Genomic DNA, 16,561 nt, shown 5'->3' with positions numbered 1-16,561 from the left:
CTGGAAGTAGAAGTAACCGTAGTCCCTGAATTGCTGATGGTCACCGTTCCCGGATTGGAGTCGCTTAGGATTAAGCTCAACTGGCTGTCCTTAACCGAGGCTGTGTGGCAAGGATAGTAGATGTGCCAGTAAAGCGTTCTGCTCTCTCCCGGGGCCAAGCCGCCGATGCCCTGGGTGGCCGCCTGGCCGCCGTTTAGCCCAAACCCTGTTGCGAAGCCCCCCAAGGTGGCCTGCATATTCTGCAAGGTGGTACCGCTGGTGTTGGTGATCCTAAACCCCACATAGGCGGCCCTCGGACCCACCCCTACAGCACAGTTGTTGCTATCGGAAACGAGAAAGGGATCCGTGGTCATGGTCACGTTGACCTGGCCAGGCGACAAAGCGAGCCCGAAAGAAGAAAGCAGAAGAAAAACCAGCGCAAGGCTCAAATCTTTCAGGTTCATCGGCTACCTCCGAAGATGTCCAGGCGCAGGTAGAGGCCGGGGGCAGTGTCGGGGGTGAGGCCCGTGAAGCCGCCGAAGGTGTAGCCCAGGTTGAACCACAACCCCTCCACCACCCGCAGGCTGGCTTCCAGCGAGAAGGCAGTGGCGCTGCTGCTGGTGCCGGGCTGGAGCTGGTGGTAGGCGGCGGCCCCCAGGCCCAGCCACTCGGTGAAGTAGTAGTTGCCGCCCAGGCCAAGCTGGTAGGTGTGGCCGGCGGGGTCGCTTAGCTTGAGGCGGTAGGCCAGGCTGGGGCGGAGCTGGAAGGCGAGGCCCGGGTGGTAGCTGGTGGCCAGGGCGCCCTCGAGGGTGGCTTCAGGCCCGCTCTGCAGACGGTGGTAGGTCAGGAGCGATACCTCGCGCCCGCGCAGGGCGTAGGCCAGGGTAAAGCGGCCCTCGAGGGTGGGGAGCACCTGGTAGTTGGCGTCCAGCGAGAGGGTTTGCTGTTCGTCGAGCTGCCCGGTAGCCCCGGCCCGCAGCACCAGCTTGGGCTGGCTGCCCAGGGCGGTCTCGGCCCCCAGGGTGGCGCTAAAGGCTTCGGTTTGGTAGCGCAGGGCCAGCCCAAAGGCGGCCTGGCTGCTGCCGGTGGCGAAGCTCTGCTCAACGCCGGCGTTGGCGTTCAGGCTCCAGCGCTCGTCGAGGGGCAGGGGGGCCTCGAGGCCAAAGCGGGCCCGGTTGCCCTCGCCCGAAGCGCCGGGAAGCTGATAGGAGAGCGCCAGGTTGGCCCCACCCAGCTTTTGCTTCAGGCCCAGGCTGCCCGAGAAGCCCAGGCCCCAGGTCTGGACCAGGTCGGCCTCGGCAGAGAGGTTGGCGTCGAAGGCCAAGGTGGCCCGCAGACGGGTGGAGGCCATCTGGGTCAGGCTGAAGGGCTGGGCGTGGGTGAGTTCGCTGTTGAGGGCGCCGCTGGCGAGGCCCAGGCGCCCCAGGGCCGCCAGCGAGGTGGTCTCCCAGGTGTAGCCCAGCCCGCCCCCTACCGAGAAGGCGGGGGAGAGACGGCGGGTGTAGAGCAGGCCGGTACGGTTGGCCTCGCCGGTCTGATGTTCCAGCGAGATGCGGTCGGCTTCGCTCAGGCTGTAGGCCACCTGGCCCTGGCCCTGGAGCCTGCCCTGGTAGCTCAGGTTGGCACTGGACTCGAGCGGGCCGTTTTTGCCGCTAAGCTCGAGGCCCAGCCGCTCCGCGCTGCTTCGGCTATAGGTTAGCCGCAGGCCAAAGCCGGGCTGCTGGTAGAGGGCCTCGGCCCCATAGCGCCAGCCACTGCCCGGCAGGTAGGCTGCCCCCGCACCGAGGCTGAACTGGCCGAGCTTAAAGCGGGCCCCTGCCCCATAACCCAGCTCGCGGGCTCCGCCCAGGGGGGCGTAGGTGACCACCAGGCGCACCGGCTGGAAGTCGGGGGCGCTGGGCCAGAGCGGCTGGGAGAGGGTCAGGGTGCCGCTGGCGGCATCCAGTACGTAGTCTTTGAGGCGCTCGAGGCGGGTTTGGCTGGCCCCGACCTGGAGCCACACCTGCTCGCTGCCGGGTTCGGCAGGCCCGGCCAGCTTATAGAAGCGGGTGCCGTCGGGCACGACAACTTCGGTTTTGCTGCCGACGGGCAGCCAGCCCGCAAAGCCTTGCAGGGCCAGGGGGAGGCTCGCCCCGTCGCCGCGGGTTTCCAGGCGCAAAGCCGTACCCTGGGGCAGCCCGCTCACGCCAAAGGCGCTCAGTTCTCCGGCAAAGTAGCCGATGCTGAAGACTTCCTGGTCGTAGCGCAGGGCCAGCGGGTCGTCCGAGCGGAGGGGCAATGCGGCCTCCCGGCCCGAGCCCGTCAGGGGGAAGCGCCCGGTGGGGTCGGGTAGCTCACGCAGGCCGCTTCCTATTTGAGACTCGCCCTGCTTGAAGCGGAGCGCGCCGTCCAGCGCCGCCCGCAGGGTTCCGCCAGCAAGGGGGCTTTCCAGGTAGCCGCGTCCCAGGCCAAACACCTGGACACTTTCGCCAAACTGCACGCCCACGCTGCCCTGGAACTGCCACAGCTGGGTCTGGCGGCCCAGCACGAAGAACTCGGCCTGGCCCTCTAGCTCGCCAAAGGCCAGCCGCAGGCGCAAGGGGGTAGGGGTCGCGGTGGGGGCCAGCCGCAAGAGGGCCACCCCGTCCCGCAAGAGCAGCTGGTAGCCCGAGAGCAGCGGGAAGGCGTCGGGCTCAAGGGGCTCGCTCGAGCTCTCCACCGTAAGGGCCCCAAAGCCGGTGGGCAGGCCCAGCTTATCCAGCACCCGCACTTCCAGCTCCAGCGGGGTGCGGCCATCGGCCAGCAGGCGCAGCGGGCGCACCTCGATGCGGAGGGGGCTACCCACCAAAAAGACCTCCACCCGGTCAGTGCCCGCCGCGGTCTGCACCTCGATCAGGTTGCGGCCTGCTTGCAGCGGCAGCCCGTAGTACTCCAGGCGCTGGAGGCCCTTACCGCTGTCGTAGGTGGCCTGGCCCAGGTTTTTGGAGTCTACCCCCTGGCCGTTTAGGGTGAGGCGAACCTCGAGGCCCAGGGGGGTTTGCAGCACCACCCGGGCCTTATCTACCCGGAAGAGGGCGCCGGGGAGGGGTTCTTGGATAAAGCCGTCGCGGGCTTTGACCTCGAGGGGCCTGGCTTTTTCCAGGTCGGCAAAGCTTTGCTGGCCTTGCAGGTACACCTCCCGGTCGGCAACGCGCAAGGTCAGGGTGGGCTCTTCGATGGGCCCCAGGGCCTCTTTGTGGCGAAGCTGGTAGGTGAGCTGACCAGAGATACCCTTGTGGCCTGGGCGATCCGCCACAAGCCGCACGGGGGGGTGCCGCTCCTCCAGCGCCACCCGCGCGCCTGGCAGCTCGAAGAAGAGGCGGCCCTGGTCGTCAATGCGCGGGTCGGGGAGGGGGCGGCCATCGAGCCGGGCTGAACCGGGCTCGTAGGTCGCACCTTCGGGGGGTAGGTGGGTGAGCAACAGGCGGTCGTACTGGGCGAGGTTTTCAACGACAAAGTCCAGGGTGATGGTGGAAAGCCGGTAGGGCTCGAGCACGGGCAGGGCCAGCAGGGTGGCTTTGCTGGGGAAGGCGGCAGGGGTGCCGTTCACAAAGGCAGTGACCTGGTTCTCGAGCGCCCCCGCCCGCAGGGCCTCGGCCTCGAGCTGAATCTCGCGCACCTCCCCGGCCTGCAGGGTAAGGCGTCGCTTATCCGCTTGCATCCCCAGCCCTTCACCAGGGGCCTCCTGCAACTCGATCTCCACCGGGTGATCGGTGGGGTTGCCCACCTGGATCACAAACACCGCCGTGCTGCCCACCACCACCTGGTGAACAGCGGCTTTAGCCGTCTGTCCCGACAGGGGATCGTCCACCCGTGCAGGCGCAACGGTTTTCTCCAGGCGCAGCAGGGTGCGCTTTAGGGTATCGGGCGCGCTGGGATTGCCCCCGTTGGAGCGCACCTGAGCCAGGAAAGCCCCCTCGGCTGGGGCGCCAAAACGCACCTTGGCCCGGTAGGTGTGGGTGAGGCTTTCGCCAGGGGGCAGCGTGCCGCTGAACTGTGGGGCCTGGGCCACCTCGAGCCACTCGGGGTAGGTGTCCTGCAGGGTGTAGCTCAGGGGGGCCTGGCCGCTGTTGCGCACCACCAGCCGTACCTCCACCTCCTCCCCCGGCACCACCATGCGCTTGTCCAGCGAGCGCGAGAGCTCGGCCACCGGGCGCAGCACCGCTACTTGGGCCGGGGCTTCGCGCAGGGTCTGGCCGCCCTCGCTCAAGAGACGGGCGGTGTTGACCAGCACCTCGGGGGCCTCGGCGGTTATGCGGGCCCGCACTTCAAAGGTTTGCGCTGCGCCCGCCGCCAGCTCAACGACCTGATCCAGCGCCTGCCCTTGCAGTCCGGGGGCCAGGTTGTCCTGGAGGCGCACCCGGCCTGGTTCATCGCCGGTGTTTTGCACCCGCAGACGCCAGACCACCTCACTGCCCACTGCAACGCTTGGAGCCAGGGCCTCTTTGTGCAGGGTGAAGGTGGCGGGCTGGACGATCTTCAGTTGGGCGCTGGCTTGCTGTGCCCAGGGGTTCAGGTTGGCGGTTACCACAGGCTCGGCCTTGCACAGGGCTTTGGCCCGCACCTGCAACACCGCATCGCGGCCCTGGGCAATGGGGGCGACCAGGCGGGGGTTATCCAGGGCTTCCAAACAGGGGGGTAGCTCCAGCTCGAGCTCGGCGGGCAGCAGGCGGGTAAAGCTGGTGCTGGCCCGGGCCAGCAGGGTGGTTTCCTCCCCTACCCGCAGGGTGGTGGGGCGGGCCTCCAGGGTGAGCTTTACCTCGGGATAAACCCTATAGCGCACCTGGCGGGTCTCGCCTTCTTTTAGCACCACCGACCCCGGCCCTTCCACGCGGGCCCCGCCAAGCACCGGCGCGAGGCTATAGGTGCCTGCGTTCAGGCTTACTCGAGCCCGCCCCTGGCTTAGCGCGACGGTCTGCTCGCCTACCCGGACAGGCAGATCAAAGGGCCGCTCGCCATCCGGCAGCACCAGCACGGCCTCCAGTTCCAGTTGTGCGGGCAAGACGGTGACGGGTGGGGGCACCAGCCGCTCCAGAATGTACCGGGCGCTACCCCCGCCGCAGCCAAAACGAGCCGAGGTTTCATCCAGGTACTCGCCCCCCTCTACCTCCAGCCGCACCAGGCGGTAGCCCTCCGGCAGGGTGGGTGGCCGCACAACGCGGACTTTATTGCCCTCGAGGGGGATGGAAAGCTCCAGGGGCCGACCCTCTACATCCACCGCGCTTGCGCTAACGGGCCGGGGGGCCACCACCCGGAAGGCTTCCCGCTCGACCTCCATACAGGCGTCCACGCGAAAGCCGATGGTGTTGGAGTACTGGCGGGCGGTTTTGGGCTGGCGGAAGCCAAAGGCAATCTGCCCTGGCTGGCGAACGTCGTAGTAGGCCCAGTCGCGGTCGCCGGAGACCGCACGGGGTTCGCTCTTTCCGTCCGGGAAGCGTACCCGGCCCTCCATTTCTTTGGCGCCGTCTTCGTCATAGAAGCCCACCCGCAAGGGCAGCACCTCGGGGCTCACATTGAGCAAAAAGGGCTCCTGCCATTCCTTGCCGCGGATGTTGCTATACGAGGCCGAGCGCACGTCATAAAGCTGCAAGGTGGGGTCTATCAGCAGTTCGGCAGCCTGGGGTACGCTGGTCTGAATGCGGTAGCGGAAAGCGTTTTTCCCCAGCCCCAGCAGGCGGCTCTTGATCAGATAAACGCCGGGTTCTACTTCGCCACGGTAGAAAAGCACCCAGCGGTGGGGCTCTACCCCAAAGCGCTGTTCAGCCAGTACCCGGCTATCCCGCATCAGCACGAACTCCGCGACGATCTCGCCCTTGCCCTTGTCGTAGCGCTCGTCGCCCAGCTCTTCCTTTCCCTTGAGGGAGCTGCGATAATCGTTGGGGTCGAAGCCAGGGGAGTAGATTTGCAGGTTCAGGATGGTGGGTTTGTGTACGACTATGCTGACTTGCAACTCCTGGATTTCCCAGCCGAGCAAGTCTCCTGGCACAATACCTTTCAGATCTGTGCGGGCCTGTCCCAGCGCAAGGCCGGCCAGCAGGCACATCCAGAACCAGAGCGGGCGCATCATGGGTACCTCCAGCGCACCTGCGGGTCGGTCAGATGCCCGCCTGGCAGGTCGTAGGTGAGGGTCTCGCGGCCCTGGAAGCGTTCAAACCGGAAAACCCGTTCGCCCCCGCCGGGGAGGGGGTCGGTTAGGGTGAGCTCGGGCAGGGCCTCGCTCGAGCTGAGCGTCAGCACCACCCGTATCCCGTTGGGCAGTGGCAGCAGTTTTTTCTCTATCCGCAGGGGGCCGAACTCCAGGGTGGTCTCACGCACGGCCCGGGCCAGGCCACTGGGGCGCTCGAGCGGAAAGTCGCTCAGGGTCAGGCCCTCCACCCGCACCCGGTGGCGGTAGCCATCCCCCAGGGCTTCGGGGTGGGGAAGAGGCTGGAAGGGGGCCGAGGCCGGATCCAGCATCACCTCGAACAGCCCCCCGGCCAGGTTGCGGAAGCTGTAGCGGCCTTCGGCATCGGTCAGGGCCTGCAGGCCGTTGCTCAGCACCACCCGCACACCCGGCAGCGGCAGATCCAAGCCGGCGGTGTAGCGGCCATCGCGGTCGGTGTCCAGGAAGACCCGCCCCAAAAGGCTATGGGGTGGGGTGAAGACCCCTTGCTGGAGTTGCACCATCGCCGAGGCCACCGCGCTGGCTACCACAGTGCCGCTGCCATCGCTACCGATGGCCTGGGCGGTGTTGCGAAGCTGGGAGCCTGCCCCGGCCCCAATGCGCATCTTGTAGCTAAACACTGTGCGACTACCGGGAGCAAGGGTCACGTTTTCCCAGATAAGTTGGTTCCCTTGCAAAAGCGGCTCGCTGGGGCTGGCGCCGCCCGGCACATAGACCAGGCCGGCCCCGGGGGTGTCCTCGAGCCGCACCGTGAGGGCCACCTGGCCCACATTTACCACCGTTAGGGTGTAGGTCAACACATCGCCCACGTTGGCCCGTGCGGGCTGCACCTGCTTTTCCAGCAGCAGCATGGTGGCCTGTACGCGCAGGGTTACGGTGTTGGAGAGCAGCGGGTTGCTGAAGTCGCTGCTGCGCAGGCTAAAGCGGTTTGTGATGATGGCTGTGTTGATAGCGCTGGCAGCTACGCGGGCCTCCAGGGTCAGGGTGCGGGTGCTGCCCGCAGCCAGGGTCAGGTTCCAGCGCACCGTGCGGCTCGAGGGGGTATAGCTGCCCCCATCCGAGGCCGCGACGAACTCGAGGTTGGCGTCCAGCATATCCTCTACCACGATGTTGCTAAATGAGACGGGCAGGGGGTTCTCAATTTCCAGGGTGTACACCACCCGCTCGCCAGGGGCTACTTCGGGGCCTACCTGGCTGCTTTTGCGCAGGGTAATCAGAGAAGGATCCAGAATCTGCGTCACCTGGTCGAGGGTGGGGTCGGTGCTGCCGGTAGCTTCCGAGCGGGCCAGCAGGGTGACGGTGAAGGGAGGGGTGTTTGCAGCTATCCCGGATAGGCAGGCCTGAAAGTTAAAGTCTGCGCCCGGGGGAAGGCTGACGGGGAGGGAGAGGCTGCTGCCACCCGGTGAACGGAAGTTCAGGCTGACCCCGCTAGGCAGCCCTGTTGCCTCCAAAGTGTAGGCATCGGGGGCGTTGCCCGTGTTGCGCAGGGTGTGGCTGAAGCAGTATATCTGTCCGGCCAGTACCTGAGCGCTCTGCTGGTCGTCTGGGCCCACCGCCTGGGGGTTGTTCAGCGGCCCCAGGGCGTGGGCATACTGGGCTGCAATCCGGATATCGACGGTCGCTTGTGCGTTGTTGCTGGCCGACGAGACCGTCACCAGGTTGCGCCGGGGGCCCGGCGTCGTGCCTGTACCTACCCGCATCCGGAAGCTGAACAAGGCTTCCTCGCCGGACTCGAGGCCATCCAGCACCAGCCGGATGCCCCGCACCTGGGCCTGGCTGTTGCTCCAGGTGCTGCCGTCGCTGTACTCGAGGTGGCCTTTGGTAGCGCTGCTCGAGCCTGCCACATAACTCAGGTCGCGCAGTTCGGCGGTGTCCAGTAAGTCGGTTACATAAATGGGCCCTTCGGCCCGCACGTTGCCCAGGTTCCACACCCGGATGCTAAAGCCCACTTCCTGGCCTTCGCGGACCAGGGAGGTGTTCGCCGACTTCACCACGTTTAGGGCGGCTCCGCTGCCGATGCTGACCCGGCTAAAGTTATCGTCGTCGCGTCTTCCGTCGGGGCAGGTGGCCACCGGGCTGATATACAGGTCGCCAGAAGCCGAGAGCGGGGTTTGTAGCGCCAAAATCAATCGAATTTCCTGATCGGCTGCCAGCGTTACGCTGCTCAGCTCGGCTTCTCCAGGGTCTAGCCTGCCGTTGGCGTTTACGTCGTGATAAAACCGCACCGCGCTCGGTGCCCAGGGTGCGCTGTTTTGCACCCAGCCCAGGGTGAAGGTAAAGCTCTGGTTGCCGCTGTTGTGCAGCAGGTAGTTAAAGTAAACAGACCCACCCGCCGGTACGACCGCGTATTGAGCGGGGCTTCCAACGCTGCCGTTGGGGGTTAGGGCGGGCACACACACCGCCTGCACCACCGTTTCAACCACATTAGACAGATAGGTCTCCCCGTTTACAAATGCCAGGGCCTGGTTGCGAATGACTGTGCCGGCTGGAGTGGCGAAAGCCAGGTTTAATAGCAGCGCCAATACCAGTCCCCACCCGATTCGCATTCCAACGTACAGTTGTGTGGCTAATTTGGATTGAAATGGCGAGGCTGGCATACGCTTCATCTGATGTTGTAGCAACGTTGTGAAAAATTTGTGCGAGAGCCTATGCTCGTCCTGTACAGGTTCAATCATAAGCTCTCGCACGCGGTTTTCTGGTTCATTTTCCCACCCCCCAAACGGGGGGTGGGATAAAAACTTACTGAACCTGTACGCGGAAGGTGATGGTGATGGTAGCTCCGGGTGGCATCAAATCGGCGCTGGTGATGTCGTTGTCGCCATTGGTGTCCACCGCCACGTAAATCGAGCTGCCTGCGCTCAAGGCGATGGGGGCGGTGGTGCTCCAGGTGGTGCCGTCGGTGGAGTACAGCGCGGTGCCGCCGGTAAAGCCGCTGATGGTGGCGCTGACGCTCACAAAGTTGGTGTTCGAAGGCAGCGGGTCGGTGATCACCACCTGCGTAAGGTTGCCCGTCCCGATGTTGCTGGCTACCACCGTGTACTCGATCACATCGCCGGGGAGGGCAGTGGCGGCGTCGGCATGCCGCACGGTGGTGCTGCTGCCCACGTAGCTTACGCCGGTTTTGGTCAGGCGCAGGTCGCCGCCCACCACGGTGGTGGTCTCCGAGGCGGTGTCGGTAGCGGTAGCGCTGCCCACGGTGCAGGTGGCCGTGACGGTGTTGACATCGCTGCGCCCGATGGGCTGTCCGGCGGGGGCCAGCACCCGCACGTAGAGGGTCTGGCTACCGCCGTTGGCCGCTACCGAGACCCCACTCAGGCTGGCGCTCCAGGTGCTGCCGTCCAGCGAGTACTGGTACGTCCAACCGAAGCTGCCGCCATCCCCGGCAATGCTGCACAGCCCGCTCTGGTTGGAGTTGTTGACCAGGGTGTGGGTGTAGGTCAGGGTACCGGGCGTGGTGATGGTGCCGGTGCGGGGCGGCTCGAGGCTAATCTGGGCCACCAGGTTGACGTCCACCGCACCCCGGATGGTATCGCTCACACTGCCCAGGGTGGTGCTGGTTACGGTGAACTGCACGTTATCGTCCGTGACGGGTGTGGCGTCCACAGGTGCAGCACCGGCAGGTACCTGCACTACCGCGATGTAGCAGCTGGTGCTGCCGCTGTTCAAGAGCCCCGTGCCGCTCACCGGGGCTGGGGTGGGGGTGTCCATGAGGCCATCGCAGTTGCTGTCGGGGTAGAAGACCGCCGTCCAGCCAGCGGGCAGCGAGGCCGAGAAGGTGTAGGTATCGGGGTTGTGGCCGGTATTGCTCACCTCGAAGGGGAAGAGGGCCGTACCGCCGGGGTTTACCGCGGGGTTGTATCCGGGGCGGGCATCGTTGGCAGAGTCGGAGCCCTCGCCGCCGGATGCGTTGTTGGTGTTGTGGGCGGCATCTACGCCATAGCCCAAGACCACCGTGGTTACGGCCAGGGTGGTGGCGTCTACCCCGTCCAGCAAGGTGGCTACGCTACCGCTGGGGTTGTTCACCGAGGTGGCGGTCAGGGTTACGCTGCCGCCGGTGGTCTGGCTGGCCGGGATAGCGCAGCGCACCACCACGGTATAGGTAGCACCAGCAGCCAGCGGGCCCACCAGGCCAGAGAGCGGGGTCACACCGTCGGACTGGTAGACGCTGCAGGTACCGATGGTGCTGGGGCCCAGGCTCAGGGTGAAGCTATCCGCAGCGTTGCCGGTGTTTTGCAGGGTGGAGTTGAAGCTTACGGTGCTGCCTGAGTAAGCCGAGGCCAGGGTCTGGGTATCGGGCCCATCCACTGCGCTGGCGCCGGTGCCGCCAATGGCCACGCTGTAGCGGCTGGCGGTGGTGTTGGTGGTGGTATTGGAAGTGATGCTCTGGTTTGCGGTGCCGTCGTTGAACAGCACAGTTGCGCTGTTGGGGTAGGTGGTGCCGGCAGGTGAGGCAGCCGGTACGGTGGCCTGGAAGCTAAAGGTATAGGAGGCCGTCTGGGGGAAGAAAGCCCCGGTGCCGTTGATGAACATACCCACCGCAATGGTGCCGTTGCCGGTCAGGGGAAGGTTACCGGAGGCCAGGGGGGCCCAGGTGGTGCCGTCGGTACTGTAGACCATCTGCACAGTGCCCGCACCCGCGCTGCCGGTGGGCATGGTGCTCACTACCAGGCCGCTGGGGATGGTGTCACGGATCAAAATCCCGCTGCCCGTAAGCCCACTCACGCTCACGCCACTGGCCGCGCTGCCGCCCACATTCGAGCCGCTGATGGTGTAGGTGATGGCGCTGCCAGGGTTCACGCTACCGGCGGGGCTGGCCGACTTGGTGGCGGTGAGGGCGGCGGCGGTGGTGGCGATGGCCCGGGCCCAGTTGTTGGTGTCGATTACGCTGGGGCTGCCTGCCGAGGTGCCGCTCAGGTTGAGGTTACCAAACTGCCCGTTGGTGGCCGAGGCCGGGATGGTTCCGGCCACAATCACGCAGGCGCTGGCCCCAGGGGTGCCCTGGCGGGTCAGGGTGACGCTGGTGATGGGGGTAGTTTCGCCGGGGTCGAGGGTGCCGTTGCAGTTGGCATCGAGGTAAATAGCCGTGCTGCTCAGGTCGAAGTTGTCCCCATTGGGGGGGCTGCCCGCAGGGCCCTGGACGGTGGTCAGGTTGATGGTATCAGAGCCGTTACCGGTATTGCTGACCGTGTAGGTGAAATAGACGGGGGCGCCAGCGAGGGCGCTGCGGGTCTGGCCTGGGGTGGCCTGGGTGCCGTCGGGCGTGATGCTGAAGCTATAAACCTGCTGCACCACGGTGACGACCTGGTTGGAGGTGGTGGTGCGGGCCTGACCGGCGGAGTCAATGTAGCTGGCCGAGGCCTGGTTGGAGATGTTGGTGCCAGCGGGGGTCTGCTGAGCCATCACGGCTCCGAACAGGACCAGGGCTGCAACCAACAGGGCGAAGAGTTTGTTCATTATTTATTTCCTCCTATTATCGAACGATGGTACGAAGTTTGAGTATGACAGTTTGCTTAGCACCCAGCTGGGGCAGAACCCAGCGGACGTGGGTGAATTCTTCGGGTTTTACTTCTACTTCCTTCTCGACCTCCTTGCCGTTTTCCATAACCTTGATTTTGCGCTTCAAGGGGAGTTTGCCGTAGATGCGCCCCCCATCGAAGCTGAACTCTGCAATTACCAGGGTTTCGCCCAGCTGTAGGGGCTGAGCGCTCAAGGGCTGGTAGGCCGTGCTGGCAGGTATTGGGATGATCAGCGCAACCTGACGAAGCACCGTGTCTGTGGTGTTCTGCGCGGTGAGCTGGTACTCGACCACCTCCCCAGGCCTGGCCTCGAGCGCAGGCTCGAGCCGCTCGACGGTGCGATTCTGCTCCTGTACGCTAATGACACGAAAAGCCTTCAGGTCCAGCTTGATGCCGCCGCTTGTCTGGGCCAGAGCCCACCCGGCCAGGAAGATTCCTAGCAGAAGCAGCATTTTTGGCCACATGTGTCTTTGCATTCCCATTCTCCTCAAAAAAATGACCGGCCCGTAGAGCCGGTCGCGCCACTGACTCCCTCCCGACCCCTGGCGCCCGTATTGGGTCTGGGAGTTCTAAGTCTCTCAAGGTGAGAGCTTAACCTAAACTTTTGCAGAGGCTGTGCAAAATAAACATTGGCTATTCCCAGAAACCATACCGCGACCTTTAGAAACACCGTACCAGACTTTGTTCATGCGCGTAACGCCCCCTCCATATACCCCGGGGGGGTAGGATGGCCTGTTGGGTATGGCGGGTGAGCGCTCAGGTGTGTTGAACAAACCGATAGCCCTGTCCAAAAACAGTTTCGATATAGCGCGGGGTTTTGGGGTCGTCGCCCAGCTTGCGCCGCAGCAGGGCCACATAGCTGTCCACCACCCGCTCGTCCACTGTACTGCCGCGCTCGGCCCCCCAGACCCGCTGAAGCAGACGTTCACGGCTCCAGACCTCGCCAGGGTTCTGGGCCAGGGTCAGCAATAAATCGAGTTCGGTAGGGGACAGATCCAGGGGCTGTTGGGCCCGGAAGGCCTGGCGTTGTTTGAGCAAAATGCGCAGGTCGCCAATCCGGATTTCCTGTGTGGGTCGGCTGCGCCGCAGGAGGGCCCGCACCCGCGCGACCATCTCCCGTACGCTCATGGGCTTGGTAAGGTAGTCGTCTGCTCCCAGCTCTAAGGCCCGCACCCGAATTTCCTCGGTGCCCTGAGCGCTCAGCACCAGGATGGGCAGGTTCCAATCGGCCTCGCGCAGCTCACGGATGACCTCGGGGCCACCCAGCCCCGGCAAGCCCAGGTCAAGCACCATCAGGTCGGCCTGGGGTGCCATCTCTACCGCATCCAGACCGCTAATTGCCAGTAAGATGGTATAACCTTCGTGCTGTAGCGCAGCCGTTACCAGGTGGGCCAGCTGCGGATCGTCTTCGACAACCAGGATACGTTCCATAAGAATGTTCCAACAAAGTATAACCAGGCCCCATCCAGCGGTTGGGTACGGCATGGTTTGGGCAAACCCACGCCAGGATACCAACGCTGCAATAACCCGCTGGGTGGTGCGACTAAGGTAGAAGCGAGACTCTGGCGACCAGGTTGCGGAATTGCAAGGTGCCTGTGGTGACCAAGCCCTTATCGAGCCTGACTCCGATCCACAGATTGCCGCTGTTGATGCCGCTGGTGAGCTTGCTTCCGGAGAACCGCAGGGGTTGGGTGGGGCCCGACTGGAAATCCGCGCTTCCGATTGGTTCGAAGCTGGGGTTCTCCCCACACAGATAAACACCGTTGCTCTGGTTGCTGCAAGGCTCGCTGTCGGCGGCGTAAAAGCTAAAGGCAAACCCGGTTTGGTAGGTCAGGTTGCCCTCGAGGTCGGCCTTCCTCAGCGCGAAGGGGGGCTTGGCGAAGTCTTGCTTCACAAACACAATACTGTTGTTTTGGAAGGCCACCACATCCACATCGAAGTCGTGCAGGGACACGCTTAGCGGCGCATTGCTACAGCCAAACAGAAGACCGACCAGTAGTAGCACAATCGAACGCATGGCTCCTCGAGTCTAAACCAGCCTGGCATGAGCGCGGTGTTTAGATGGGCCTGGGCTCCCCGCCCAGTGCGTGGGCCGACCCAAACACCACCCGCCCCTCCACCAGGGTGAGGGCGGGCCAGCCCCGCAGTACCCAGCCCGCCCAGGGGCTGAACCTGGCCTTGGAGACAAAGCGGGTGGGGTCTACCGGGCCTTCTTGGGAGGGGTTCCACAGCACCAGGCTGGCCTCGGCCCCTTCTTCCAGGTGAATGGGGGAAAGGCCCAGGATGCGCCGGGGGCCGTCGGTGAAGCGCTCAACCAGGACGGCCAGCGGAAAGCCCCGCTTTTCCACCAGCTCGGTATACAGAAGCGGCCAGCAGACCTCGAGGTTGGGGATACCAAAAGGCGCCCGCAGCAAGTCCAGCTCTTTCTCATCGGCAGTGTGGGGGGCGTGGTCGGTGCCGATGCACTCGATGCTGCCATCCAAAAGCCCCTCCGCGAGTGCCTCCAGGTCGGCCTGTGTGCGCAGGGGTGGGGCCACTTTGTAGAGGGGGCTCAGGCTTTCCAAGTGCTCGTGGGTGAGGGTCAGGTGGTGGGGGGTGACCTCGGTGCTGACCCTAAGCCCATCGCGCCGGGCCTGGCGGACGAGCTCGAGGCCCCGCTTGGTGCTCAGGTGCTGAATGTGCAGGTGGGCTCTGGCGGCCAGCCCTTCGGTTACGTAGCGCAGCACTTCCAGGTCCCGTGCGATGCGGGCGCTCTCGGCATACCCGGGGTTGCCCGGCAGCCCCAGGCGGTACGAGACCTCCCCCTCGTGCATCACCCCACCCCGCCGCAGGCCGGCATCCTCAGCATGTACCGCCACCGGGATCCCCCAGGAGGCCGCGTAGCGCAGGCCTAAAGCCAGCACCCCAGCATCCTCGTTGGTGCGTCCGTCATCGGTAAGCATGGCCGCTCCAGCTTCCCGGAGCAGCCTGGCCTCACTCAGGGTTTTGCCTTCCTGTCCCTGGGTCAGGGCAGCTGCCGGATGCAGCCGGGCCTGCTGGATGGCCTGGGCTTTCTTCTTCAGGGCCGCCACCACCTCGGCGCTGTCCACCACCGGGGTGGTGTTGGGCATCGAGACCACATCGGTATAGCCACCTCGAGCTGCCGCTGTAAGGCCGCTTTGCAGGTCCTCTTTAACTTCCTGTCCTGGTTCGCGCAGGTGGGCGTGGGGATCCACAAACCCAGGCGACAAGACCATCCCGGCCACGTCCAGCACCCAGTGAGCCTCGCCCCCCGACAACGAAAGAATGCGCCCCTCACCAATCAACACATCGGCCTGGCCGTGTTCTCCTCGCCCATCTACCAGCTTTGCGTTCTTAAGTAGAATTTCGCCTTTCATATGGCTCCTTGCTCCGGACGTCATCAGTTTCTTTTCCCCACCAGTACGTGATAAAGCACGGCCATCCGCACGGCCTGTCCGTTGGCTACCTGGCGTTCGACCAGGCTCTGGGGGGAGTCGGCCAGGGTGCCCTCGAGCTCCACATCGCGGTTCATGGGGCCGGGGTGGAGCAGGGGGGCTTCGGGTCTGGCCCAGCCCAGGCGCTCTTGGGTGATCTGGTAGGCCGCGATGTACTCCGGCAGCGAGGGCAAGAGACCCTTGTCCATGCGCTCTTTTTGCAGGCGCAGAACCATTACCGCATCGGCTTCCTGCAAGGCCTCCTTGAGGCTGGTGGTAAGGGTGGCACCGGGCAACTGGGCCGGGAGCAAGGTAGCGGGGCCACAGGCCACCACGCGGGCCCCCAGCATGGGCAACAGTTCGGCGTTGGAGCGGGCCACCCGCGAATGCAGGATGTCCCCCACAATGGCAATTTTTTTGCCCTCGAGGCTGCCCAGCTTCTCGCGCAGGGTAAAAGCGTCCAGCAGGGCCTGGGTGGGGTGGGCGCGCCAGCCATCCCCCGCATTGATGACGGGCTTTTTCAGCCAGCCGTGGGCCTGGTGGGGCACCCCGGCCGCATCGGTACGCAGGATGTAGGCATCAATGCCCATCTGGTCCAGGGTGCGCAGGGTGTCGCGGTAGGTCTCGCCTTTGCTGGTGGAGCTGACCGCGCCCGCAAAGCTCACCACATCGGCCGACATGCGCCTTGCGGCCAGCTCGAAGGAGATACGGGTGCGGGTAGAAGGCTCAAAGAAAACCGTGGCCACGGTAAAGCCGGTAAGGGCTGGCACCTTCTTGACCGGGCGTGCGAGCACCTCCTGCATCATCTGGGCCGTTTCCAGCAGGCTTTCAACCTGGGCAGGGCTCCAGTCGCGAAAGTCGAGCAGGTGCTTGGGGAAGCCTGGAACCGCGCTTTCGCTCATGATTCCTCCATTTCCCATAGCTCTACGGCGTCCTCGCCGTCGTCTTCCTGGGTTTTTACCTTCACCACTTCGTTTTTGGAGGTGGGCAGGTTCTTGCCCACAAAGTCGGCCCGGATGGGCAGCTCGCGGTGGCCCCGGTCTACCAGCACCGCCAGGTAGATGCGGTTGGGGCGGCCCTGGTCAATCAGGGCATCCAGCGCGGCCCGCGCGGTACGGCCGGTGTAGAGCACGTCGTCTACCAGCACCACGGCCTTGCCGTTCAGGTCGAAGGGGATGCGGGTCTCGCGCACCCTGGGCTGCAGGCCAATCTCCGTCAGGTCGTCGCGGTAGAGGGTGATGTCCAGAATGCCCATGGGCACCCGCTTGCCCTCGAACTTTTCCACCAGGTCCACCAGCCTTTTGGCCAGGCTGATGCCACGGGTGTGAATCCCCACAAAGCAGAGGTTGTCGGTGCCCTTGTTTTTTTCGATAACCTCGTGGGCGATGCGGGTGAGGGCCCGGCGCACTTCGTCTTCATTCAGGAGTTTGGATTTGAAGGTCATGGTTGCT

Annotated in this window: 9 protein-coding genes; all 9 read right to left on the bottom strand. The window is 64.7% G+C overall.

Annotated elements, in window-relative coordinates:
* Window positions 1-439: 439 nt before the first annotated feature.
* Window positions 440-6,064: a hypothetical protein gene (locus ABWU19_RS02160; RefSeq protein WP_435900127.1), complete on the bottom strand. Its 5,625-nt coding sequence runs from the start codon at window positions 6,062-6,064 to the stop codon at window positions 440-442.
* Window positions 6,061-8,706 carry a hypothetical protein gene (locus tag ABWU19_RS02155; RefSeq protein ID WP_435900126.1) on the bottom strand — a complete coding sequence of 882 codons (2,646 nt, stop codon included), beginning with the start codon at window positions 8,704-8,706 and terminating at the stop codon, window positions 6,061-6,063. Before ABWU19_RS02155 ends, ABWU19_RS02160 begins: the two co-directional genes overlap by 4 nt.
* A gap of 193 nt (window positions 8,707-8,899) precedes the next feature.
* Window positions 8,900-11,614, bottom strand: a complete 2,715-nt coding sequence (locus ABWU19_RS02150; protein ID WP_435900125.1) for a beta strand repeat-containing protein — start codon at window positions 11,612-11,614, stop codon at window positions 8,900-8,902.
* A gap of 16 nt (window positions 11,615-11,630) precedes the next feature.
* The gene (locus ABWU19_RS02145; RefSeq protein ID WP_435900124.1) at window positions 11,631-12,128 is read right to left on the bottom strand and encodes a hypothetical protein; all 498 of its coding nucleotides are present in this window, start codon (window positions 12,126-12,128) and stop codon (window positions 11,631-11,633) included.
* Window positions 12,129-12,432: 304 nt separating this feature from the next.
* On the bottom strand, window positions 12,433-13,107 hold the full coding sequence (locus ABWU19_RS02140) for a response regulator transcription factor (protein WP_435900123.1): 675 nt from the start codon (window positions 13,105-13,107) through the stop codon (window positions 12,433-12,435).
* A 112-nt stretch (window positions 13,108-13,219) separates the two neighbouring features.
* Window positions 13,220-13,693: a hypothetical protein gene (locus ABWU19_RS02135; RefSeq protein WP_435900122.1), complete on the bottom strand. Its 474-nt coding sequence runs from the start codon at window positions 13,691-13,693 to the stop codon at window positions 13,220-13,222.
* Window positions 13,694-13,733: 40 nt separating this feature from the next.
* Window positions 13,734-15,053 (bottom strand): dihydroorotase, encoded by a 1,320-nt coding sequence (locus ABWU19_RS02130; protein WP_435900121.1) that lies wholly within the window; start codon window positions 15,051-15,053, stop codon window positions 13,734-13,736.
* A 23-nt stretch (window positions 15,054-15,076) separates the two neighbouring features.
* Window positions 15,077-16,012: an aspartate carbamoyltransferase catalytic subunit gene (locus ABWU19_RS02125; protein ID WP_435900120.1), complete on the bottom strand. Its 936-nt coding sequence runs from the start codon at window positions 16,010-16,012 to the stop codon at window positions 15,077-15,079.
* Entirely contained in the window at window positions 16,009-16,554 is a 546-nt protein-coding gene (pyrR, locus tag ABWU19_RS02120; RefSeq protein ID WP_435900119.1) for a bifunctional pyr operon transcriptional regulator/uracil phosphoribosyltransferase PyrR, read from the bottom strand. The genes ABWU19_RS02125 and pyrR overlap by 4 nt, the downstream gene beginning before the upstream one ends.
* Window positions 16,555-16,561: the final 7 nt, after the last annotated feature.

This window comes from Meiothermus cerbereus, from assembly GCF_051297115.1.
GTDB lineage: Bacteria > Deinococcota > Deinococci > Deinococcales > Thermaceae > Meiothermus > Meiothermus cerbereus_A.
The sequence above is the reverse complement of the archived record's forward strand: the minus strand, read 5'-3'. Positions and strand labels throughout refer to the sequence as shown.

Bases quoted from the DNA above. Each gene is read 5' to 3' on its own strand.
- ABWU19_RS02125 (WP_435900120.1), bottom strand. From the start codon at position 16,012: ATGAGCGAAAGCGCGGTTCCAGGCTTCCCCAAGCACCTGCTCGACTTT.
- ABWU19_RS02155 (WP_435900126.1), bottom strand. From the start codon at position 8,706: ATGCGAATCGGGTGGGGACTGGTATTGGCGCTGCTATTAAACCTGGCT.
- ABWU19_RS02160 (WP_435900127.1), bottom strand. From the start codon at position 6,064: ATGATGCGCCCGCTCTGGTTCTGGATGTGCCTGCTGGCCGGCCTTGCG.
- pyrR (WP_435900119.1), bottom strand. From the start codon at position 16,554: ATGACCTTCAAATCCAAACTCCTGAATGAAGACGAAGTGCGCCGGGCC.
- ABWU19_RS02140 (WP_435900123.1), bottom strand. From the start codon at position 13,107: ATGGAACGTATCCTGGTTGTCGAAGACGATCCGCAGCTGGCCCACCTG.
- ABWU19_RS02135 (WP_435900122.1), bottom strand. From the start codon at position 13,693: ATGCGTTCGATTGTGCTACTACTGGTCGGTCTTCTGTTTGGCTGTAGC.
- ABWU19_RS02145 (WP_435900124.1), bottom strand. From the start codon at position 12,128: ATGCTGCTTCTGCTAGGAATCTTCCTGGCCGGGTGGGCTCTGGCCCAG.
- ABWU19_RS02130 (WP_435900121.1), bottom strand. From the start codon at position 15,053: ATGAAAGGCGAAATTCTACTTAAGAACGCAAAGCTGGTAGATGGGCGA.
- ABWU19_RS02150 (WP_435900125.1), bottom strand. From the start codon at position 11,614: ATGAACAAACTCTTCGCCCTGTTGGTTGCAGCCCTGGTCCTGTTCGGA.